The sequence below is a fragment of the Ruegeria sp. AA3 genome (assembly GCF_056542905.1).
In genome coordinates, this window is record NZ_JBQGAQ010000017.1 from 40,619 (window position 1) to 60,518 (window position 19,900).

Annotated in this window: 20 protein-coding genes; 10 read left to right on the forward strand and 10 right to left on the reverse strand. The window is 56.4% G+C overall.

The window, feature by feature from the left end; genetic code table 11:
• Positions 1-6 precede the first annotated feature (6 nt).
• From ACR0JR_RS20735 to coxB, 9 genes are all read right to left on the reverse strand, one after another.
• Entirely contained in the window at positions 7-591 is a 585-nt protein-coding gene (locus ACR0JR_RS20735; RefSeq protein ID WP_010441677.1) for a GNAT family N-acetyltransferase, read from the reverse strand.
• Complete coding sequence (locus ACR0JR_RS20740) at positions 591-1,853, reverse strand: M16 family metallopeptidase (protein ID WP_480457887.1); 1,263 nt, start codon at positions 1,851-1,853, stop codon at positions 591-593. Before ACR0JR_RS20740 ends, ACR0JR_RS20735 begins: the two co-directional genes overlap by 1 nt.
• Positions 1,850-3,238 (reverse strand): threonine synthase, encoded by a 1,389-nt coding sequence (gene thrC / locus ACR0JR_RS20745; protein WP_480457889.1) that lies wholly within the window; start codon positions 3,236-3,238, stop codon positions 1,850-1,852. Before thrC ends, ACR0JR_RS20740 begins: the two co-directional genes overlap by 4 nt.
• A complete protein-coding gene (locus ACR0JR_RS20750) occupies positions 3,235-3,912 on the reverse strand; it encodes an SURF1 family protein (protein ID WP_480457890.1) in 678 nt (225 codons plus the stop codon). The genes thrC and ACR0JR_RS20750 overlap by 4 nt, the downstream gene beginning before the upstream one ends.
• Positions 3,913-4,068: 156 nt before the next feature.
• Positions 4,069-4,884, reverse strand: coding sequence for a cytochrome c oxidase subunit 3 (locus ACR0JR_RS20755; protein WP_010441673.1), 816 nt, complete (start codon positions 4,882-4,884; stop codon positions 4,069-4,071).
• 22 nt (positions 4,885-4,906) lie between these two features.
• Positions 4,907-5,482: a cytochrome c oxidase assembly protein gene (locus ACR0JR_RS20760; RefSeq protein ID WP_170541589.1), complete on the reverse strand. Its 576-nt coding sequence runs from the start codon at positions 5,480-5,482 to the stop codon at positions 4,907-4,909.
• The gene (locus ACR0JR_RS20765) at positions 5,482-5,643 is read right to left on the reverse strand and encodes a hypothetical protein (protein WP_010441671.1); all 162 of its coding nucleotides are present in this window, start codon (positions 5,641-5,643) and stop codon (positions 5,482-5,484) included. The genes ACR0JR_RS20760 and ACR0JR_RS20765 overlap by 1 nt, the downstream gene beginning before the upstream one ends.
• Positions 5,640-6,596 (reverse strand): heme o synthase, encoded by a 957-nt coding sequence (gene cyoE, locus ACR0JR_RS20770; protein WP_480457892.1) that lies wholly within the window; start codon positions 6,594-6,596, stop codon positions 5,640-5,642. The genes ACR0JR_RS20765 and cyoE overlap by 4 nt, the downstream gene beginning before the upstream one ends.
• 74 nt (positions 6,597-6,670) lie before the next feature.
• Positions 6,671-7,582, reverse strand: a complete 912-nt coding sequence (gene coxB / locus ACR0JR_RS20775) for a cytochrome c oxidase subunit II (RefSeq protein ID WP_170772762.1) — start codon at positions 7,580-7,582, stop codon at positions 6,671-6,673.
• Positions 7,583-7,758: 176 nt separating this feature from the next.
• On the opposite strand from coxB, the gene tldD reads away from it, so the two are divergent.
• From tldD to ACR0JR_RS20800, 5 genes are all read left to right on the forward strand, one after another.
• Positions 7,759-9,180 (forward strand): metalloprotease TldD, encoded by a 1,422-nt coding sequence (gene tldD / locus ACR0JR_RS20780; RefSeq protein WP_480457894.1) that lies wholly within the window; start codon positions 7,759-7,761, stop codon positions 9,178-9,180.
• A 238-nt stretch (positions 9,181-9,418) separates the two neighbouring features.
• Complete coding sequence (gene dprA / locus ACR0JR_RS20785) at positions 9,419-10,555, forward strand: DNA-processing protein DprA (RefSeq protein WP_480457895.1); 1,137 nt, start codon at positions 9,419-9,421, stop codon at positions 10,553-10,555.
• A 180-nt stretch (positions 10,556-10,735) separates the two neighbouring features.
• Positions 10,736-13,357 carry a type I DNA topoisomerase gene (gene topA, locus ACR0JR_RS20790; RefSeq protein WP_480457897.1) on the forward strand — a complete coding sequence of 874 codons (2,622 nt, stop codon included), beginning with the start codon at positions 10,736-10,738 and terminating at the stop codon, positions 13,355-13,357.
• A 92-nt stretch (positions 13,358-13,449) separates the two neighbouring features.
• Positions 13,450-14,154, forward strand: a complete 705-nt coding sequence (locus ACR0JR_RS20795; protein WP_170779343.1) for a CoA transferase subunit A — start codon at positions 13,450-13,452, stop codon at positions 14,152-14,154.
• Positions 14,154-14,780 (forward strand): 3-oxoacid CoA-transferase subunit B, encoded by a 627-nt coding sequence (locus ACR0JR_RS20800; protein WP_010441664.1) that lies wholly within the window; start codon positions 14,154-14,156, stop codon positions 14,778-14,780. The genes ACR0JR_RS20795 and ACR0JR_RS20800 overlap by 1 nt, the downstream gene beginning before the upstream one ends.
• A 48-nt stretch (positions 14,781-14,828) precedes the next feature.
• On the opposite strand, the gene ACR0JR_RS20805 is transcribed toward ACR0JR_RS20800, so the two are convergent.
• Positions 14,829-15,695 (reverse strand): lytic transglycosylase domain-containing protein, encoded by an 867-nt coding sequence (locus ACR0JR_RS20805; RefSeq protein WP_319545162.1) that lies wholly within the window; start codon positions 15,693-15,695, stop codon positions 14,829-14,831.
• Between the two features lie 353 nt (positions 15,696-16,048).
• On the opposite strand from ACR0JR_RS20805, the gene ACR0JR_RS20810 reads away from it, so the two are divergent.
• From ACR0JR_RS20810 to ACR0JR_RS20830, 5 genes are all read left to right on the forward strand, one after another.
• Positions 16,049-16,243 (forward strand): hypothetical protein, encoded by a 195-nt coding sequence (locus ACR0JR_RS20810; protein ID WP_170779339.1) that lies wholly within the window; start codon positions 16,049-16,051, stop codon positions 16,241-16,243.
• Positions 16,244-16,335: 92 nt separating this feature from the next.
• Positions 16,336-16,530: a hypothetical protein gene (locus ACR0JR_RS20815; RefSeq protein WP_170779336.1), complete on the forward strand. Its 195-nt coding sequence runs from the start codon at positions 16,336-16,338 to the stop codon at positions 16,528-16,530.
• Positions 16,531-16,686: 156 nt separating this feature from the next.
• Positions 16,687-17,568 carry a Flp pilus assembly protein CpaB gene (gene cpaB / locus ACR0JR_RS20820; protein ID WP_170779333.1) on the forward strand — a complete coding sequence of 294 codons (882 nt, stop codon included), beginning with the start codon at positions 16,687-16,689 and terminating at the stop codon, positions 17,566-17,568.
• 198 nt (positions 17,569-17,766) lie between these two features.
• Complete coding sequence (locus ACR0JR_RS20825) at positions 17,767-19,173, forward strand: type II and III secretion system protein family protein (protein WP_170772781.1); 1,407 nt, start codon at positions 17,767-17,769, stop codon at positions 19,171-19,173.
• A gap of 16 nt (positions 19,174-19,189) precedes the next feature.
• Positions 19,190-19,810 carry an OmpA family protein gene (locus ACR0JR_RS20830; RefSeq protein ID WP_170541615.1) on the forward strand — a complete coding sequence of 207 codons (621 nt, stop codon included), beginning with the start codon at positions 19,190-19,192 and terminating at the stop codon, positions 19,808-19,810.
• Positions 19,811-19,900 lie beyond the last annotated feature (90 nt).

Here is a 19,900-nt window from a genome sequence, read left to right on the forward strand (position 1 = left end):
CGCCCCCTAACCTACGTCGGTCTTCCCGCGCCGATCAGACCGCAAAGACGCATACAGAACATGGGTCCGCCACCGCCCGTTGATCTGCAGATAGGACTGCGCCACGCCTTCATATTTGAAGCCCGAGCTTTCCAGTAACCCGCGCGAGGCCTTGTTTTCCGGCAAACAGGCGGCTTCGATCCGGCTGAGGTCCAGACGGGTAAAAGCGTGATGAACCACCGCTCCAATCGCTTCGCGCATGAAGCCCTGACGGGCAAAGGATTGCCCGGTCCAGTATCCCAGCGTTCCGGCCTGCGCTGGGCCACGGCGGATATTATCCAGCGTGATGGCCCCCAGCAGGACATTATCCGTACGGCGAAACAGAAATAGCGGAATCGCCGTACCGCCGGCAACCGAGCGCTGTGCCCAGTAGACCCGGTTGGTAAATGATTTGCGACTCAGGTGATCCTTCGCCCAGACCGGCTCCCACGGAGTCAGGTATTCTTTTGACGCGCGACGCAGTGCCGCCCAATCATTGAAATCGGAATGGACAGGCGGGCGCAGGCTCAGCCGCTCGGTTTCGAGTTTCAGCTTGCGTCTGCCCAGTAGCATCACGCCGCACGCCTCTCCTGTAGCTCAGCCAGCGTTGGCGCACCCGAAACCGGCCCGTACAGCGCCAGCGCCGCCGGGGCCTGCATGGCCATCTGTTCAGCAAAGGCGCGTACATCCTCGGTACTGACGGCATCGATCTTGGCGACCGTATCCTCGAGCGAGGGTACCCGCCCCCAAATCTGCACCAGACGCGCCAGACGTTCGGCCCGGTTCGAGGGGCTTTCCAGCCCCATCAGCATTCCGGCCTTCATCTGTGCGCGGGCACGGGCCACTTCTTCGTCATTCATATCGCCGGCGGCGCGCTTCATCTCGTCGATGGTGATCGTGGCCAGTTCGGCAACTTGATCGGCGGAGGTGCCCGCATAGATCGTGGTCGTGCCGGTGTCGGCATAGGCGCCCGTCTGTGCAAATATCGTGTAGCAGAGACCACGCGTTTCGCGCACTTCCTGAAACAGGCGCGAAGACATGCCGCCGCCCAAAGCCGTCGAATAAATCTGTGCGGTATAGATCGCATCATCGCGATAGCCTGGGCTCTCCAGGGCCAGCGCGAAATGGGCCTGTTCCAGATCTTTTTCCTGCCGTGCCTCACCACCGGTAAAGCGGGCAATTTCAGGGGTCAGACCTTTGCGCGGCTGCAGATGGCCGAACATTTCTTCCGCCATCTTCATCAGGGCGTCATGATCCACAGCGCCCGCAGCGGACAGGATCATTTGTTCCGGCCCGTAATGCTCGGATACAAATCCTGAAAGGTCCTCACGCGAGAATGCGCTGACCCGCTCGGTCGGCCCCAGAATGGTCCGGCCCAGAGGCTGGTCGTGATAGCTCTGCTCTTGCAGCCAATCGAAGATAACATCATCGGGCGTGTCATAAGCCTGACCGATTTCCTGCAGGATTACACCACGCTCGACCTCGATCTCGCGCGGATCAAACACTGGGTTCAGAACGATGTCGCCGATCACGTCCATCGCCAGCGTCACATCGTCCTTCAAAACACGCGCGTAATAGGCCGTAACTTCTCGCGATGTGTAGGCGTTTATATATCCGCCCACATCCTCGATCGCCTCGGCGATTTGCAGCGCGGATCGCCGCTCGGTTCCCTTGAACGCCATATGCTCAAGGAAATGCGCGATGCCGTTCTGTTCGATCCGCTCATGCCGCCCACCGGCGGTTACCCAGATGCCGATGGCCGCTGATTGCAACCCCGGCATATGTTCACTGACGATACGAAAGCCGTTCTTCAGTTGGTCTTGTCTGACAGTCACTCAGCGATATGCCTTCTGATATGATCCTCAAGGGCACCCAGATCGTTGGCAATCCGTGTCACCCGTTCCGGACGTTCATACAGATCAGACATGCGGGATGGAAGAGGCGGATGTTCGCCGCTTGCCTTCTCAACCGCTGCCGGGAATTTCGCGGGGTGTGCGGTGGCCAGAGTGATCATCGGAACGTCGGCAGAGCGATGTTCTTCCGCGACCTTAATACCAACGGCAGTGTGCGGACAAACCAGTTCGGCGCTGCGGGTTAGAGTATGTTTGATTGTGGCCAGTGTCTCATCCTCAGATACACGACCCGAGTCGAAGCTTTCCCGTAGCGTTTCCATCGCGCCTTGGCTGACGTTGAAGCCACCGTTCTTCAGTTCATCCATCAATTGCGCAACGGCACCACCATCCTCACCATAGGCAAAGTACAGTGCGCGCTCAAAGTTGGAACTGACCTGAATATCCATCGACGGGCTGATCGAAGGGATCGTGTCACCCTTGAAATACCCCTCGCCCGACAGACAGCGATGCAGAATGTCGTTCTGGTTGGTTGCCACGACCAGACGGTCGATGGGCAATCCCATACGCTTGGCCAGATAGCCTGCGAAGATGTCGCCAAAGTTGCCAGTCGGCACGGAAAAGCTGACCTTGCGATGCGGCGCGCCCACACTGACAGCTGCCGAGAAATAGTACACGATCTGTGCCAGAACACGCGCGAAGTTGATCGAGTTTACCCCCGCCAGTTTCACGCTGTCACGGAAGTCGAAATCGTTGAACATATCCTTCAGCGCGGCCTGGCAATCGTCAAAGTCCCCATCCACAGCCAGCGCGTGCACATTACTATCGGCGGGCGTCGTCATCTGACGACGCTGCACTTCCGAAACACGGCCATGCGGGAACAGGATGAACACATCCACCGCGTCCAGCCCTCGAAACGCCTCAATGGCAGCTGAACCAGTATCGCCGCTTGTCGCACCGACGATAGTTACGCGATCACCGCGCCGTTTCAGCGCTACCTGAAACAGCTGGCCGATTAGCTGCATGGCGAAATCTTTGAAGGCCAGCGTGGGTCCGTGAAACAGCTCCAGCAGAAAATGGTTCTCGTTCAGCTGCTTCAACGGCGCGCGGGCGTCGTGTCCAAAACCATCGTAAGCGCGGGCGATGATCGCCTTGAACTCATCCTCAGCGAATGACTCGTTGACGTAGGGCCACATGACGCGGAATGCGATTTCTTCGTAGGGCAAACCCGCCAACTCAGCAATTTTGTCCTGCGACATCACAGGGATCTCGGCGGGAAGGTACAGGCCACCATCACGTGCCAGCCCGGTCAGCATCGCTTCTTCAAAGCTTAGTTCCGGCGCTTGGCCACGGGTCGAGATATATCTCATTGCTCTTCTCTCTCAGAAGGGGCGCGGTTGCGCCAAAGGAAGTATCCGGTCATTGCGGCCCAAACCAGAGCCAAACCAAACCATGTGATTGCATATTGAAGGTGGTCGTTCGGGATACCCGCCGTGTCCACCGGAAGAGGTGTTATGTCAGGGTCCGTTTTGGACCGGGCGATCAACAGCACAGGCTCTGTAGCTAGCGCCGCTGCCAAAGTGGGCACGTCACGCGCAAACCAGATGTTGCCATCGATATCTGGCACGGGCGTGTAGCTGTCGATTTCATCAGGCCAGTGCAGATTGCCTGAGACCTCCATCGGGCCAGTCACACGATCGGCCTGCTTGGCGGTCGTCGGTACAAAGCCCCGATCCACAAGAATAGTGCGACCAGCGGTGCTGAAGGGCTGAATGATCCGGTACCCAGCCCCAACCTGCTTGACCGAGACCAGAACGTGGATTTCCTCTGGCTTCATATCTCCGAAGAGTGTGACAGGAAGATACTTGTCATCTGCTTCCATGACGGTCTCGGGGAGATCAACCGCATCAGCCGCAATGCGCGCTTCGATCTCGGCCAAAATGCCCTGTTTCCAAGCCAGACGCTGCATTTGCCACACGCCGAGCGATGTCAGCACGCCCAAACCCGCGAGGCCGAAAATCAGCAGAAACAGAATGGGGCGCATGGCGGGGCCAAACCTTGTTGCAGAAATCGGCGTCTTGTTACGGCGCGTGTTGGTCTAATTGCAACCACGCAATTGTATGGGGCGCAATCTTGCGCATCTTATAGAGAAAAAGCCGCCCCTTGGGGCGGCTTTTGCAATTGGATCACCTGACCGGCGTCACATCAACGGAGCTTGACCCCAGATGTAAACGGCGAAGAACAGGAACAGCCAGACGACGTCAACGAAGTGCCAGTACCAGGCAGCCGCTTCGAACCCGACGTGTTTCTCAGGCGTAAAATCGCCTTTCAGGGCGCGGATCAAGCAGACCGACAGGAAGATAGTTCCGATGATGACGTGGAAACCGTGGAAACCAGTTGCCATGAAGAAGTTCGAGTAGAACTGGTCATCGCCAAACTTCCAGCCTTCGTGGGCCAGCAGCTCGTAGTACTCAAAGCCCTGCAATGCAGTAAACGCGATACCCAGAACGATGCCAATGGCCAGGCCATTGATCAGTGCCTTGCGGTCATTGTCATGCACCAGAGCATGGTGTGCCCAAGTGATCGCACAACCCGACAGCAGCAGCACCAGAGTGTTGATCAGCGGTAGGTGGAACGGGTCAACCGCGTGAATGTCGGGCTGGATGTACTCGGTGCCAGCATAGTCGTACATCGGGTACATGCGATGCTTGAAGAACGACCAGAACCAGGCAAAGAAGAACATCACTTCGGACATCACGAACAGGATGAAGCCATAGCGCAGACCGATACGCACAACCGGCGTATGGTCGCCCTGACGGCTTTCGACCACCACTTCGGACCACCATGCGAACATGGTGTAAAGAACACCGATCAGTCCCATCCAGAAGATCCACGGGGTAATCCCGTGCATCCACAGAACAGCCCCGAATAGCATCACAAAGCCAGATACCGCGCCGATCAATGGCCAGATCGACGGGTTCAGAATGTGATAATCATGGTCTTTTGCGTGTGCCATCAGCGTCCCTCACCTACAGGCGTTAGTTCTTGTTTGTCTCAGCCTGCACGTCAAGGGCGGCATAGCCCTCGGGCAGGTCAATTTCGTAGAATGTATACGACAGAGTGATCGTATGCACATACTTGGCTTCTAAATCTTCGACCATCTCTGGATCGACGAAGAAAGTCACCGGCATCTCAACCCGCTCTCCGGGTTGCAGAACCTGCTCTTCAAAGCAGAAACAGGCAATCTTCTGGAAATACCCACCGGCAGAATACGGGGCGACATTGTATGACGCCTGTCCCGCAATCGGGCGATCAGTTGGGTTATAGGCTTCGTAGAAGGCCAACCCGGTCTCACCAATGCGGACTTCCATCTCGCGCTCGACCGGCTTGAATTCCCAGGCCATGTCTTTGGCTTTTGACGCGTCAAAACGCACGGTGACGGTGCGGTCCAGAATCTCGTCTGGTGCCACTTCGGCCACGCCGGTGGTCCCACCAAAGCCGGTGACCCGGCAAAACCAGTCATAAAACGGCACAGCTGCCCAAGCGAGGCTGCCCATCAGGACAACCACACCAACCGTTTGTGCAACGGTTTTCTGAGGACCGGTCAACGCCATCAGTTCTGCACCTCTTGTGGTGCCATGTTGAAATCAGTGCCCGAGACCTTCACGATCGTCAGTCCAAAGATGATCACGATGAACGCGGCCAGTGTTAGGCCCACGCCCAGATTGCGGCTGAACCGACGCTGATGCAGCTCATGGCTTTTGCGCAGGCTCATGACCAGCCTCCCAGCCCATAAGGTTTCAGCAGCGCCTCAGCCAGAATCGCGCCAAAATGCAGGAAGAGATACAGCAACGACAGCTTGAAGAAGCTGCGCTCGACCTTGAAATTGTCGGCTTCGGAATCGTCTTCGTTTCGGCGGGAAATCTGCCAGGCGCCCCGCAGGAACAAGCCGTTCAGAACCAGTGCGACCACCAGATAGATCGGGCCTCCGATATCCGAGAACGCGGTGCCCACCGCCAGCACCGCAAGCAGTGCGGTATAGACCAGAATGTGCCAGCGTGTGGCGCGGCGGCCGTGCGTAACGGTCAGCATCGGCACGCCTGCGTCGTCATAGTCCGAGCGCATAAACAGCGCCAATGCCCAGAAATGCGGCGGCGTCCACATAAAGGTCAGGGCGAACATCAACCACGGCTCAAGCGTCATCGAACCTGTGGCCGCGACCCATCCGATCACCGGCGGGAACGCCCCTGCGGCACCACCGATCACGATATTCTGCGGTGTCGAACGCTTTAGCCACATCGTGTAGACGACGACATAGAAGAAGATGGTAAAGGCCAGAAACGTGCCGGCGAACCAGTTGGTTGCCAGACCCAGCATGATGACGGACAGGCCAGACAGAGCCAGTCCCAATGCCAATGCCTCGCCTTCCTCGACCTTGCCGGACGGGATCGGGCGGCCTTTGGTGCGCTTCATCACGCGGTCGATATCCGCGTCCCACCACATGTTCAGCGCGCCAGACGCACCACCGCCGATCGCGATAAACAGGATGGCGCAGAATCCTACAAACGGATGTACTGGAACCGGGGCCGCAAGCAATCCAACCAAAGCCGTAAACACCACCAGCGACATCACGCGTGGCTTCAGCAGGGCAAAATAATCGCCAAAGCTGGCCTCGTCCGCGCGGGTCTGCGCGGAAACGGTGCTGGCATTGAAGCTTGTGTCGCTCATCTTTGGTCCTTTTCGGGGCAAAAGCTGCGCGAAACCCGCGCAGCCCGCACATGTTTACCTAGGCCTTAGTCGGCTTAGTTCGAGGCCACCTGATAGGAAACAGGCTTACCTGCATACTCTTCCAGAGCGCCCTGCAGCCACTGCTCATATGCCTCTTCGCTGACCACTTTGACGGTGATCGGCATATAGGCATGGTCTTTGCCGCACAGTTCCGAGCACTGGCCGAAATAGACGCCTTCCTTATCAGCCTGGAACCACAGTTCGGCCAAACGACCTGGTACGCCGTCCTGCTTTACGCCGAATGACGGGATGGTCCACGAATGGATCACGTCAGACGCAGTAACCTGCATGACAATGATCTTACCAACTGGAACAACTACCGCCGTGTCCGTCGCGAGCAGCCACTCATCCTGGCTGTAGCCCGCATCGGCCAGCTTGGCGCGCATCGCGTCATCCAGCACAAATGGCGTTACATCTGCATCCGCAGGGCGCGCGCCCTCATCCAAAGTGGCCGGGTGGCCCAGCAAGTAGCTGTCGAATGCGAAATCGTGATCGACATATTCGTAAGTCCAGTACCACTGGTTACCCACGACCTTGATGGTGATGTCGCCCTCTGGGATCTCTTGTTGCTTGAACAGAACCGGCAGCGAGAATGCACCAATGAAAACCAGAATTAGGATTGGCCCAAGGGTCCACGCAATCTCAACCGGGGTATAGTGGGAAAACCGCGCAGGCTCAGGATTCGCACGCCGATTGTATCGCACGATGCAGTAGAGCAGCAGACCGGCGACAAACAGGCAGATGACCGTGATGATCACCAGAATCATATTGTCGAGACTCTGAATTCCTTCGGCAAGACTGGTGGTCGCAGGCTGGAAACCAACGCCGCCTGCCACCGGCTTGCCAATAATCTCAAGCTCCTGAGCCATGGCGGGAAGGCTGGAGAGGGCTGTTGCAAGCCCGGAAAGCATCAAAGCATTCTTCATTTTCTGTCCTGATCGTTTGATCTTTGCGTCTCTGGCGAAAAGGTGTGAATCGGTCGCACCTCTCCCGTTGTCTTTGGCCGCGTTAAAAACCATATTCCGTCGGGTAGATAAAGCAAAATGCTTGCGTCAAACAGACGCTATTTTTGATCTGGATCAAACCCGAAAGGTCGCAACCTATGTCTCAGGCCCCATTTCGCCCCTTTGAAAGCGTTCTTCCGAAGGACGAGGCGCTTGCTGTGCTGCTGGCCGCAACCAATGGCGCGGAGGACGGAGAGCTGTTTGTCGAGCGGCGAAAGTCTGAGTCACTGGTGTTCGATGACGGTCGTCTGCGGACGGCTTCCTACGATGCATCCGAGGGATTCGGCCTGCGTGCAGTGCAGGGCGAAGTTGCGGGATACGCACACTCGACGGATGTTTCGATTCCCTCACTTAGACGAGCCGCCGAAACCGCACGGCTGGCAGTCGGTGATGGTGGTGGGACGCTGGCCGGACCGCCACAGGCCACCAACACACGGCTTTATACTGATGAGGACCCGATCGAATCCGCCAGTTTTCCGGTCAAGATCGAGACTCTGCGCGAGATTGACGCCTTTGCCCGCGATCTGGACCCTCGGGTCGTGCAAGTGAGCGCGACGATTGCCGCCGCAGTGCAGGAGATCGAGATTCTGCGCCCCGACGGCGTGCAGGTGCGCGATGTGCGCCCGATGACCCGCCTGAACGTCTCGGTCATTGTAGAACACAACGGACGGCGCGAAAGCGGCTCAGCCGGGGGCGGTGGGCGCGTGGGTCTGGATGGGCTGATTGATCCTGCCGATTGGCAAGATAAAACGCGCGAAGCTCTGCGGATAGCACTGGTCAATCTGGATGCCATACCGGCCCCGGCGGGCGTGATGGAGGTCGCATTGGGCCCCGGTTGGCCCGGAATTCTGTTGCACGAGGCCATTGGACACGGTCTGGAAGGCGATTTCAACCGCAAGGGCAGCTCGGCCTTCGCCGGGCTGATGGGACAGCAGATCGCCTCAAAAGGCGTGACCGTCGTTGATGACGGCACGATAGCGGACCGTCGCGGCTCGATTTCGGTGGATGACGAAGGTACCCCCAGTTCGCGCACGGTCCTGATCGAAGACGGTATACTGACTGGATATATGCAGGACCGCCAAAACGCACGTCTGATGGGGGTTTCATCCACCGGCAACGGGCGGCGACAGAGCTATGCCCACAAACCCATGCCTCGTATGACCAATACGATCATGTTGGGCGGTGATTCAGATCCAGCCTCACTGGTATCAGACATCAAGGACGGCATCTGGGCCGTCGGTTTTGGCGGCGGTCAGGTTGATATCACCAATGGCAAGTTCGTCTTTTCCTGCACCGAGGCCTATCGCGTCGAGAATGGTAAGATCGGTGCTCCGGTCAAAGGCGCGACACTCATTGGTGACGGTCCCTCGGCGCTAAAGCGTATTCGAGGCCTGGGGAACGATATGGCGCTTGATCCGGGCATGGGCACCTGCGGCAAGGACGGGCAATGGGTGCCGGTGGGAGTGGGGCAACCAACCGTACTGATGGACGGACTTACGGTTGGCGGCTCTGCTGCTTGAGTCGGAATTCAGTGCGAGGAATGAGGCGCAGGGTTAACGCTGCGCCTCATCGGTTGAAGAAGTTGCCGATCAACGGTAACTTGCGCAAAAAAATTCATGCAAATTTTTGCTTTATTTTCATATGTATAGCGTGACATCTAATTTCAAAATCCGAATAATTCAGTTCTAATTATCCAAGATTTACAGGCTGTTAACCCGCTGCACCGTAAACCAGTTTTGCAATCAGGCGGAGCATCGGATGACCGAAGAGCAGCTTTCTTCCAATCACCCCCCACTCCCACCCACCACGGAAGAGGACCGGTTTTCGTGGCTCCGTCTGTTGCGTTCGCGCAAAGTTGGACCGGCGACGTTTCGGCGCCTGTTGCGCGAACATGGCTCGGCGCAGAATGCGCTGGCCGCGCTGCCGGAAATGGCGCGCGCAGCCGGAATTGAAGGGTACGAAATCTGCCCCCCCGGCGTGATCGAGGCGGAGCTCAAGGCCGCAAAAGCAGCCGAAGCGCGGCTTTTGTGCCTTGGGGCCGCTGACTATCCCGATGCGCTGATCGACATTTCTGACGCACCTCCAATGTTATGGGCGATTGGTGATCCGACTATTCTGAATCGACAGGCGATCGCTATGGTCGGGGCACGGAACTGTTCTTCACTGGGTGCCCGCATGGCACGGGCGTTGGCCTCTGAGTTGGGTAAAGAAGACTACATCGTCGTCTCGGGACTGGCCCGCGGTATTGATACTTCGGCCCATATTGCCACTTTGGAGACAGGAACTGTGGCGGTGATGGCTGGTGGGGTCGATGTGATTTATCCAGCCGAGAATTCTGATCTGGCGCGCGACATCGCAAAAACCGGCCTGCGCCTGTCCGAGCAACCGATGGGCACTACGCCACAGGCCCGGCATTTCCCGCGCCGCAATCGCATTATTTCAGGTCTGGCACAGGCTGTTGTCGTGGTCGAAGCTGCAGCCAAATCAGGCAGCCTGATCACCGCACGAGACGCGCTAGACCAGGGACGAGAAGTTCTGGCCGTCCCTGGGCACCCGTTCGACGCAAGGGCGGCGGGGTGCAACCTGCTGATCCGGGACGGTGCGACATTGGTGCGCTCCGCTGAAGATGTGATTGACGCATTGCCGACGCCGCAGCATCAGATACTGCCCCAACAAATCCCGCCTATCGGACTGGAGACCGCACAATCCGAAAATGCCCCACGCGCACTACACGACGTGATTCTCAGTTGCCTTGGTCCATCTCCAATTGCCGAGGACCAGTTGATCCGGGATGTCGACGCATCCGCTGGCGAAATAGGCCCAGTGCTGGTCGATCTGGAGCTTGATGGTAAGATTCAGCGGCAACCGGGCGGGCTTTTGGCCCTTAGCGCCTAATATCCGAAAAGCTGAGATTTTGGGACCAGCGACTGATTACACGGTGCAAACTGCCAGAATCGGCTTGAAAATCAGTGGCTTTGGGCGCGGAAAACCAACGCATTGACAATTCGATCTTGCCCCACACATTTTGCACGGTCATACAAAGCGCAAAATCCGTCGAGCGAGGATTCCCCTTAAATGCCCGTAGTTGTTGTAGAATCTCCGGCCAAAGCGAAAACGATCAACAAGTATCTTGGCCCCGACTACACTGTTTTGGCCTCATATGGCCACGTCCGTGACCTGCCGCCGAAGGATGGGTCGGTCGATCCCGAGCATGAATTTTCCATGAAATGGGAGGTCGGCAATGACAGCCGCAAGCATGTCAAAGCCATTGCCGACGCGCTGAAAGAAGACAACGCACTGATCCTCGCGACCGACCCTGATCGCGAAGGCGAAGCGATCAGCTGGCACCTGCAAGAGGCGCTGACCAAGCGGCGTTCGATCAAGAAAGACACACCGGTGAGCCGCGTGACGTTCAACGCGATCACCAAAGACGCCGTGACCGAGGCGATGCAGAACCCGCGCGAGGTCGATATGCCGCTGGTCGAGGCCTATCTGGCCCGCCGTGCGCTGGATTATCTGGTGGGCTTCAACCTATCGCCCGTTTTATGGCGCAAACTGCCGGGCGCAAAGTCTGCTGGCCGCGTACAATCGGTCTGTCTGCGACTGATCGTCGAACGCGAGATGGAGATTGAGGCATTCAAGCCTGTTGAATACTGGTCCGTAAGGGCCTTGTTCGAAACACCACGCAGCCAGACCTATGAAGCCCGTCTTGTTACTCTGGCCGGCAAAAAGCTCGACAAACACGATCTGACTAACGCCACGCAGGCCGAGTTGGCGGTGCAAGCCATCACCAGCCGCGCGCTAAGTGTCACCTCAGTCGAGGCCAAGCCTGCTGCACGCAACCCAAGCGCCCCGTTCATGACCTCGACCCTGCAGCAGGAAGCCAGTCGTAAATTTGGAATGGGCGCGCGCCATGCAATGCAGGTGGCGCAACGGTTGTATGAGGCGGGCTACATTACCTATATGCGGACTGACGGTATCGACATGGCGCCCGAAGCTGTCGCCGCCACGCGTGATGTCATCTCGGATCGATATGGCCCCGAATATGTGCCGGACAGCCCGCGCATGTATAAGAACAAGGCCAAGAACGCACAGGAAGCGCACGAATGTATCCGCCCGACGGATATGTCGCGTGATGCCAAAGCGCTGAAAGTGACGGATGAAGATCAGCGTAAACTGTACGACCTGATCTGGAAGCGCACCATTGCCTGTCAGATGGCTGCGGCACGACTGGAGCGCACGACAGTCGAAATCGGCAGTGATGACGGCCAAGTCGGCTTGCGCGCCACCGGTCAGGTAGTCTTGTTTGACGGTTTCATGCGTGTCTATGAAGAAGGCCGAGATGACGTTGTTGATGACGATGACAAGCGCCTGCCTCAGATCATGCAAGGCGATCCAGCGCGCTTTGCCAAGACATCATTGCGGGATCAGTTCATCAAGGCCACCAGCGACTCGGACAAAGCCGCGATTCTGTCCGACAACGAGGCCGTGCTCGCTCTGCAACACCACACTCAACCGCCGCCACGCTATACCGAGGCGACGCTTGTCAAGCGGATGGAAGAACTGGGGATCGGACGGCCATCGACCTATGCTTCGATCGTCACCACGATTCAGGACCGGGAATATGTACGCAAAGACAAGAACCGCCTGATCCCCGAAGAAAAGGGGCGGATCGTCACGATCTTTCTGCTGAACTTCTTCCGCCAGTATGTGGGCTATGAGTTTACGGCCAACCTCGAAGAAGAGCTCGATGACGTCAGCGCTGGGGACCGTGACTACAAGGATCTGCTCGGTAAGTTCTGGCGAGATTTCTCGGCTGCAATTGGTGAGACTTCGGAACTGCGCATATCAGAAGTGCTGGACAAGCTGGATGAGGCGTTAGCGCCCCAGCTGTATCCCCCGCGAGAAGACGGATCCGATCCGCGTGTTTGTCCGAAATGCGGCGTGGGGCAGTTGCACCTCAAAACGTCGCGTACCGGTGGATTCGTGGGCTGCGGCAACTACCCGGAATGTACCTATACCCGTCCGATCGCTGGCGAAGGTGCTGAAGGTGACGAACGTTTGCTGGGCGAAGATGTGGGCGATGAAATCTGGCTGAAATCCGGTCGCTTTGGCCCTTATGTACAGCGCGGAGAGCCCACGCCCGAAAACAAGAAACCTCCGCGTGCATCCCTGCCCCGTGGCTGGAACAAAGATGACATGGATCTGGAAAAGGCGCTGACTTTGTTGTCTTTGCCGCGCCAGATCGGCGAACATCCCGAGGGTGGCATGATCAGCTCAAACTTTGGACGGTTTGGCCCATATATCATGCACCAGCTGCCGGAGGAGGCCAAACCCGTCTACGTCAATGTCAAAGACCCAAATGACGTGTTTGAAATCGGCATGAACCGGGCGGTCGAAATGCTGGCCGAAAAACGGGCTAATCCGGGACGGCGCGGACAGGCCGCGAAACCGCTGAAAGAAGTGGGCGAACATCCGGATGGTGGCGTGATGCAGATTCTGGACGGGCGCTACGGGCCTTACGTGAAATGGGAAAAGGTCAACGCGACAATCCCCAAGGACATAAAGCCCGAGGATGTGACGCAGGAAATGGCCATTGAACTGGTCAATGAGCGTGCGGCCAAGAAGGGTACTAAGAAGAAGGCGGCGCCCAAGAAGAAAGCAGCTGCCAAGAAAACCACCAAAAAGGCAGGTTAGGTAGAAATACCACCTGCCCCTTGGATTCGTTGACTTCCCCGTGACGTGGCGGCACAACTCGGCACAACACCATGTCATTGGGGGAGTTTTCCATGAAGAAAATCTATGCCAATGCCGAAGAGGCGCTCGATGGGGTGATCTCGGATGGCATGTTGATCGCGGCGGGCGGCTTTGGTCTGTGCGGTATCCCAGAGATGCTGCTTGAGGCGATCAAAGCGTCGGGCGCGAAGGACCTGACCTTTGCTTCGAACAACGCAGGCGTTGATGATTTCGGCATCGGCATCCTGCTGCAAACCAAGCAGGTCAAGAAAATGATCAGCTCATATGTCGGTGAAAACGCGGAGTTCATGCGACAGTATTTGAGCGGTGAGCTAGAGCTTGAATTCAACCCACAAGGCACACTGGCCGAGCGAATGCGCGCCGGTGGTGCTGGCATCCCCGGGTTCTACACCAAAACGGGCGTGGGAACGGTGATCGCGGAAGGCAAAGAGCACAAGGACTTCAACGGCGAGACCTATATCATGGAGGAAGGCATCTTCGCCGACCTCGCGATCGTTAAGGCGTGGAAAGCCGATGACACTGGGAACCTTGTGTTCCGCAAGACCGCCCGCAACTTCAACGTACCAGCCGCGACCTGCGGTAAGATCTGTGTGGCAGAGGTTGAAGAAATCGTTCCGCGCGGCTCGCTAGACCCTGACTGCATCCACCTGCCCGGCATCTATGTGCACCGTATCATCCAAGGCAGCCACGAAAAGCGCATTGAACAGCGCACCACCCGCAAGAAGGAGGACGCATAATGCCCTGGGATCGCAATCAGATGGCCGCACGCGCGGCAGAAGAACTGGAAGACGGCATGTATGTGAACCTCGGCATCGGCATTCCGACGCTGGTGGCGAACTATGTGGGCGACAAGGATATCACTCTGCAATCCGAAAACGGCATGCTGGGCATGGGCCCCTTCCCGTTTGAGGGCGAGGAAGACGCCGACCTGATAAACGCAGGCAAGCAGACGATCACTGAACTGTCCCGCACCTCATACTTCGATAGCGCGACTTCGTTCGCCATGATCCGTGGCGGTAAGATTGCCGCTGCGATCCTGGGTGCGATGGAAGTCGACGAGAAAGGCGATCTGGCCAACTGGATGATTCCCGGCAAGCTGGTCAAAGGCATGGGCGGAGCGATGGATCTGGTGGCCGGTGTGGGCCGCGTTATCGTTGTGATGGACCACACCAACAAGCATGGTGATTCGAAAGTGCTGAAGGAATGCACTTTGCCACTAACCGGGCAGGGCGTTGTGGATCGGATCATCACCAATCTGGGCGTCCTCGATGTGGTCGAAGGTGGCCTGAAGATCGTTGAACTTGCCGATGGTGTCAGCGATGCGGATATGAGGGCGGCGACCCAGGCAACGATTGTCGACTGACATCGCTCCTCCAAAAAGCAAAAGGCCCGCAATGACGCGGGCCTTTTCTTAATTGGCTGCCTGAAAGACGCAGGGGTCCGATACGAACTGCGGTGCTGACGTGCACAGCGCGCTTGCGACCTGAAACGCGGCAAGGACCTTGGGCACGTAATCTCTGGTTTCAGCATAAGGTGGCACACCGCTGTGTTTATGCACGGCCCCCTCGCCTGCATTATAACCCGCGAGAACGAGGATCGGGTCGTTATCGAATTCCTCCATCAACCAGTGAAGGTATTTGACCCCACCTTCTATGTTCTGTTCCGGTTTGAGGCTGTCTTCGACACCGAAGCGTTCGGCTGTGGCTGGCATGAGTTGCATCAACCCCTGAGCGCCGGCGGAACTAACGGCTTGTGTTTTCCCGGCCGACTCCACCGAGATTACCGCCAGCACAAGCGCAGGCGAGACATTTGTGCCCACAGTCGAGCGCAGGATGTCCACGCCGCGCGCGTCTGCGATATCCTGAAGCGTTTGAAGGCGCGGGGCCGCTACGTCGGTCGCAGACAATGCCTGAACAGCTTCTGCGAGCCTTCCTGCGCTTGCCTGTTGCAGTTCGGGTGAGATTCGGCTCCAGAAAGCCTCATAGGTCCCTACCGGCTCGGTCGTTCCTGCGATCTTCGGAGGATTCGACGGCGGAACGGGTGCAGGGGTCGTAACTTCGGGCACATCCAGCTTTGCCCCAGTGCTGGGTGCCGAAGGCGACGCCGCGTGTTGTTCTGGGGTAATTTGAATGGTCACACGCGGGCGCGTGCCAGGTTTGGGGGCTTTGATACGCTTATAAACCCCGCGCGGCTCGATCTCAGTCGCGGATACCGAAATTGCACCCGTCAATAGGAATGCGACTGCACCTGCGCAAAAGATTGCGTCCCGGAAATACATTTGCCTGCCTCGATTTCTTATCTTTTGAAGCATTTTGAACCCTATAACGGCCTGCAACGCCAGAAAAACAAAGCGAAATGGGGCAATTTCGCCTCATTTGCCGCTATTTTGCATCGCCCAATCCTCTATGCACGAAAAAAGGTGAAGTAATTTCTACTAATAATCAATATGTTACAAGAATTACGAATAAAATCTTAAGCATTTAGCCAAAAAATACTGGTTTGGCCCAATTCCTGCCACGCGCAAAGGTCAAACATAGACCCATACCGAGACGATCGGGAGCGGACTGAGAGAGAATGCTCTGGAAGACGCCGAGGTTAATTACTTATTTGATCCTTTAGGAGGGACGTAACATGATCAAGTTCATCAAGAACTTCCGCAAAGACGAAGACGGCGCCGTAACTGTAGACTGGGTCGTTCTGACCGCAGCCGTTGTTGCTCTGGCAGCCATTGCATACAATCAGGTTCAGAGCGGTGCCAGCGAACTGGCCGGCAACATCGATAGCGCGCTGTCGGGTATCACTGTTGTGACGCCGAACACCAACTAATCGCTGCCAGACTCTGGTATCTAATGTGGGGGCCATGTCTTATCAAAAGACGTGGCCCCTTTTGCAAAAGTTCCTTACCTCGGTAACGTACAATGTTTAGCACAATCAAAATTTTTTTTAGCAAAGAAGACGGCGCTGTTACAGTAGATTGGGTTGTACTAACGGCCGCGATCGTAGGCATTGCCGGGATGATGTACGTGCTCCTGAACGAAGGCATCCAAAGTGTCGACGAGCAAACCGGGCAAGCCCTCTCGTCGATTCAGGTCCAGCAAATTAGTTTTGACTAAACCAATATACTGGCTTCCTTGACGGATCTTGATACTGCTCCGAAAAATGTGGGGATTGTCCCATTTTTGGACACAATTACCTCCTAGGGTAGCCGCTGAACCATCGCGACAAAGTTAGCCGCGAGACTTACTTGAACGAAACATGACGAGGGACAAATGCGAGCTGTTTTTGGACTTGTTCTTATCATCGGGATCGCCCTGGCCGGTGGTGCTGTCTATATGGCACGCGAATATATTACCGAGAATCAGGCTAAACTTGCGCAGGAGCGAAAACTGCGTGAAGAAGCTCTGGCAAATGCTAAAGCTGGCGTTGTGCCAACAGTCGGAGTTCTGGTCTCCAACCGGTCTCTTAAGTATGGCGAGCGGCTGAACCAGGACGATATCCGCGTTGTCCAGTGGCCCGAATCAGCAATTCCCGAGGGCGCTTTCGTTGATGCGGCAGTATTGTTTCCTGATATCAAGAACAACGAACGATATGTGCTTCGGGCAATGGAAAAAGACGAAGCCATCATGGAAGTCAAAGTTACCAACCCGGGCGAAACAGCGGGCTTGAGGTCGCAGTTGCCCAAGGGCATGCGTGCCTTTGCAATCAGCGTCGATGTGGCCTCTGGCGTTTCGGGCTTCTTGCGCCCTGGTGACACAGTGGACGTCTATTGGACGGGATCGCTGCGCGGTACTACTGATGCTGGACGCGGCGAGATTACCCGACTGGTTCTGACAAATATTGAACTGGTCGCAGTTGACCAGATTGCGGGTTCAGATGTCACAGGGACCACCATTGCCCGCACTGTAACCGTAGCGGCGACCTCACAACAAATTGCGGCTTTGGCACAGGCACAAAACACCGGCCGAATGTCTCTGGCGCTAGTGGGCGCGCAGGATGATGAAGTCGCCGAAGTGGTTGAAGTAGACCAGCAATCACTATTGGGAATTCAAGAACGAGCACCCGCACCAGTAGTGGTTGAAAAGAAGGTTTGTACAATCCGAACCCGTCGTGGCGGCGAAACTGTCGAGACACCAATTCCCTGTACAAACTAACGAAAATTCAAACCGTTAACGACCCACAGACCGCGCATTTTGCGCGGTCTTTTTCATGGTGTTGTTGCGAGAAACCCACATAAGGAAAATTCCGGAAACCATTGATTATTGCAATAAATCCGGAATTGGCGCAGGGTTCAGATCATAGGGCATTAGACCCATAAAAAAAATCGAGTGGTGATCGGAGAGGCAGGTCACATGACAATACGTTCCTGGATCAGCGCAACCCTGCTGGGGTTGTCGCTTGTTGTGAGCCCAATCGGCGATGCCGCGTGGGCCCAAAATCTTCGCGTGGTGAAAAAGGGGACAGCTGAATCGCTGGATGTTCCTGTTAACCGCGCAATTGTGGTGGAGAGTGAACAACCCTTTGCCGATATCAGCATTGCCAACGCAGGCATTGCAGACATTTCTACCCTGTCCGACCGGACAATATATGTATTGGGTCGCGCACCCGGCATAACCACGCTGACGATGTTCGATGGCGCTGGGAATCTGATCACAAACGTGCGTGTGCGCGTTTCGCCAGATGTCTCTGAGTTCAAAGAGCGGCTGCGTCAGATTCTACCAAATGAGCCGATCGAAGTACGGACCGCAAATGACGGTATTGTTCTATCCGGTACGGTATCAAGCAGTGCAAGACTGGCACGTGCTCTTGAACTCGCCGAGCGCTACGCGCCTGAGCGTGTATCGAACTTGATGAATGTTGGTGGCGTACAGCAAGTCATGCTGAAAGTGCGATTCGCCGAAATGAACCGTTCGGTAGCGAAGAACCTGTCGGCATCTCTGGGCTTTGGCGGTGGAGACGCGACCGGCGGCTTCAACAGCTTGAACAACCAAGCTGCACTTAACAACGCGTTGGCGAATAACATCCCGTTCGTGCAAACCAATACGGGTGCTATCTTGTTTGGGTTCGGCGCAGGCTCGACGCAGGTTCGTCTGCTACTGGAAGCGCTTGAAACCAAAGGCTTAGTCCGCAGTTTGGCCGAACCGAACCTCTCGGCACTATCTGGACAAGAGGCTGAATTTTTGGCCGGTGGCGAAGTGCCGATCCCTGTTCCGCAAGGTGACGGCGTGGTTGCGATCGAGTATCGGGCCTTCGGCGTTCAGCTCTTGTTCGTTCCTCGTGTCGTGGACGGCGACCGCATCAATCTGGAAATGGGCGCATCCGTATCGTCAATCGATCAGAGTTCCGATTTCACGATCAACGGCGACAACGTCCCGAGCTTCATCTCGCGTACCACACGCACGACGATCGAGTTGAATGATGGTGAAAGCTTTGCAATTGCTGGTTTGATCCAGGATGACTTCACAGATCTGAACAGTCAGGTTCCGTGGTTGGGTGATGTGCCGGTTCTGGGTGCTCTTTTCCGCAGCGCTCAATATCAGCGCGAACAAAGCGAGCTGATCATTATTGTTACCGCACATCTGGTTTCGCCCACTCGTGGTGAGGCGCTTGCCCTGCCAACTGACCGGGTCAAACCACCCAGCGAGTTCGATCTGTTCGTGAATGGCAAAGTCGCCCGGACTGAACGAGCCGGAAGCGGTGCTGCATCGGAAGTGGCCAAGCAGGACTTTGGCGCCTCCTATGGCTATGTTCTGGATTGATAGGAGGATAGGACCAATGGAAAAGTGGATCTTGACACTGGGCCTTTCGGTTGCTGTCGCTGGCTGTACTCGCGAAGCTGGGTATGAAATCGATCAGGGCACTTTCGGAAACGCGACGCTGAATAACATTCAGGTCATGAATGGCGAGTTGACGTATGGCCAGATCCTGGCTCAAAGATTCGCCGCAGAGGTTCCGACGCAGATCAACTTTGCGTTTGATAGCGCACAGCTGGATGCATCAGCGCAGAAGATTCTGCTGCAGCAAGCCGCATGGATCAAACAGTTCCCCGAAGCGCGGTTCCGTGTTTACGGTCACACCGACGCTGTAGGTTCAACTGCTTATAACAACCGTCTGGGGCAACGCCGTGCCAATGCGGCGGTGGCATTCCTGACGCGGCAAGGGATCTCACGATCACGACTGGAAGCGGTTGTTTCGTTTGGGAAATCCCGCCCTCTTGTGGCGACTCCGGATCGGGATCGTCGTAACCGTAGGACGGTTACCGAGGTTTCAGGATTTGTTGATAGTCACAAGAATATCCTGGATGGGAAATACGCTGACGTTATCTACCGCGAGTATATCTCAAGCGCGACCCCGGTCAGCTTCATCCAAATCGGTGAAGGCGATTCCGGTGAATAATAATACCTAAGAAATGGGCGGCATTGTCGCCCATTTCCCTACAATTGGTTCTTTTGCGCCCAATTCTCGCCCCACTTCCAAGCAACATTG

Coding starts and splice junctions, on each gene's coding strand:
- ACR0JR_RS20830 (WP_170541615.1), top strand. CDS start 19,190: ATGGAAAAGTGGATCTTGACACTGGGCCTTTCGGTTGCTGTCGCTGGC.
- cpaB (WP_170779333.1), top strand. CDS start 16,687: ATGCGAGCTGTTTTTGGACTTGTTCTTATCATCGGGATCGCCCTGGCC.
- dprA (WP_480457895.1), top strand. CDS start 9,419: ATGACCGAAGAGCAGCTTTCTTCCAATCACCCCCCACTCCCACCCACC.
- ACR0JR_RS20810 (WP_170779339.1), top strand. CDS start 16,049: ATGATCAAGTTCATCAAGAACTTCCGCAAAGACGAAGACGGCGCCGTA.
- ACR0JR_RS20750 (WP_480457890.1), bottom strand. CDS start 3,912: ATGCGCCCCATTCTGTTTCTGCTGATTTTCGGCCTCGCGGGTTTGGGC.
- ACR0JR_RS20795 (WP_170779343.1), top strand. CDS start 13,450: ATGAAGAAAATCTATGCCAATGCCGAAGAGGCGCTCGATGGGGTGATC.
- ACR0JR_RS20815 (WP_170779336.1), top strand. CDS start 16,336: ATGTTTAGCACAATCAAAATTTTTTTTAGCAAAGAAGACGGCGCTGTT.
- ACR0JR_RS20765 (WP_010441671.1), bottom strand. CDS start 5,643: ATGAGCCTGCGCAAAAGCCATGAGCTGCATCAGCGTCGGTTCAGCCGC.
- cyoE (WP_480457892.1), bottom strand. CDS start 6,596: ATGAGCGACACAAGCTTCAATGCCAGCACCGTTTCCGCGCAGACCCGC.
- ACR0JR_RS20735 (WP_010441677.1), bottom strand. CDS start 591: ATGCTACTGGGCAGACGCAAGCTGAAACTCGAAACCGAGCGGCTGAGC.
- topA (WP_480457897.1), top strand. CDS start 10,736: ATGCCCGTAGTTGTTGTAGAATCTCCGGCCAAAGCGAAAACGATCAAC.
- coxB (WP_170772762.1), bottom strand. CDS start 7,582: ATGAAGAATGCTTTGATGCTTTCCGGGCTTGCAACAGCCCTCTCCAGC.
- ACR0JR_RS20755 (WP_010441673.1), bottom strand. CDS start 4,884: ATGGCACACGCAAAAGACCATGATTATCACATTCTGAACCCGTCGATC.
- ACR0JR_RS20805 (WP_319545162.1), bottom strand. CDS start 15,695: ATGTATTTCCGGGACGCAATCTTTTGCGCAGGTGCAGTCGCATTCCTA.
- ACR0JR_RS20760 (WP_170541589.1), bottom strand. CDS start 5,482: ATGGCGTTGACCGGTCCTCAGAAAACCGTTGCACAAACGGTTGGTGTG.
- thrC (WP_480457889.1), bottom strand. CDS start 3,238: ATGAGATATATCTCGACCCGTGGCCAAGCGCCGGAACTAAGCTTTGAA.
- ACR0JR_RS20825 (WP_170772781.1), top strand. CDS start 17,767: ATGACAATACGTTCCTGGATCAGCGCAACCCTGCTGGGGTTGTCGCTT.
- tldD (WP_480457894.1), top strand. CDS start 7,759: ATGTCTCAGGCCCCATTTCGCCCCTTTGAAAGCGTTCTTCCGAAGGAC.
- ACR0JR_RS20800 (WP_010441664.1), top strand. CDS start 14,154: ATGCCCTGGGATCGCAATCAGATGGCCGCACGCGCGGCAGAAGAACTG.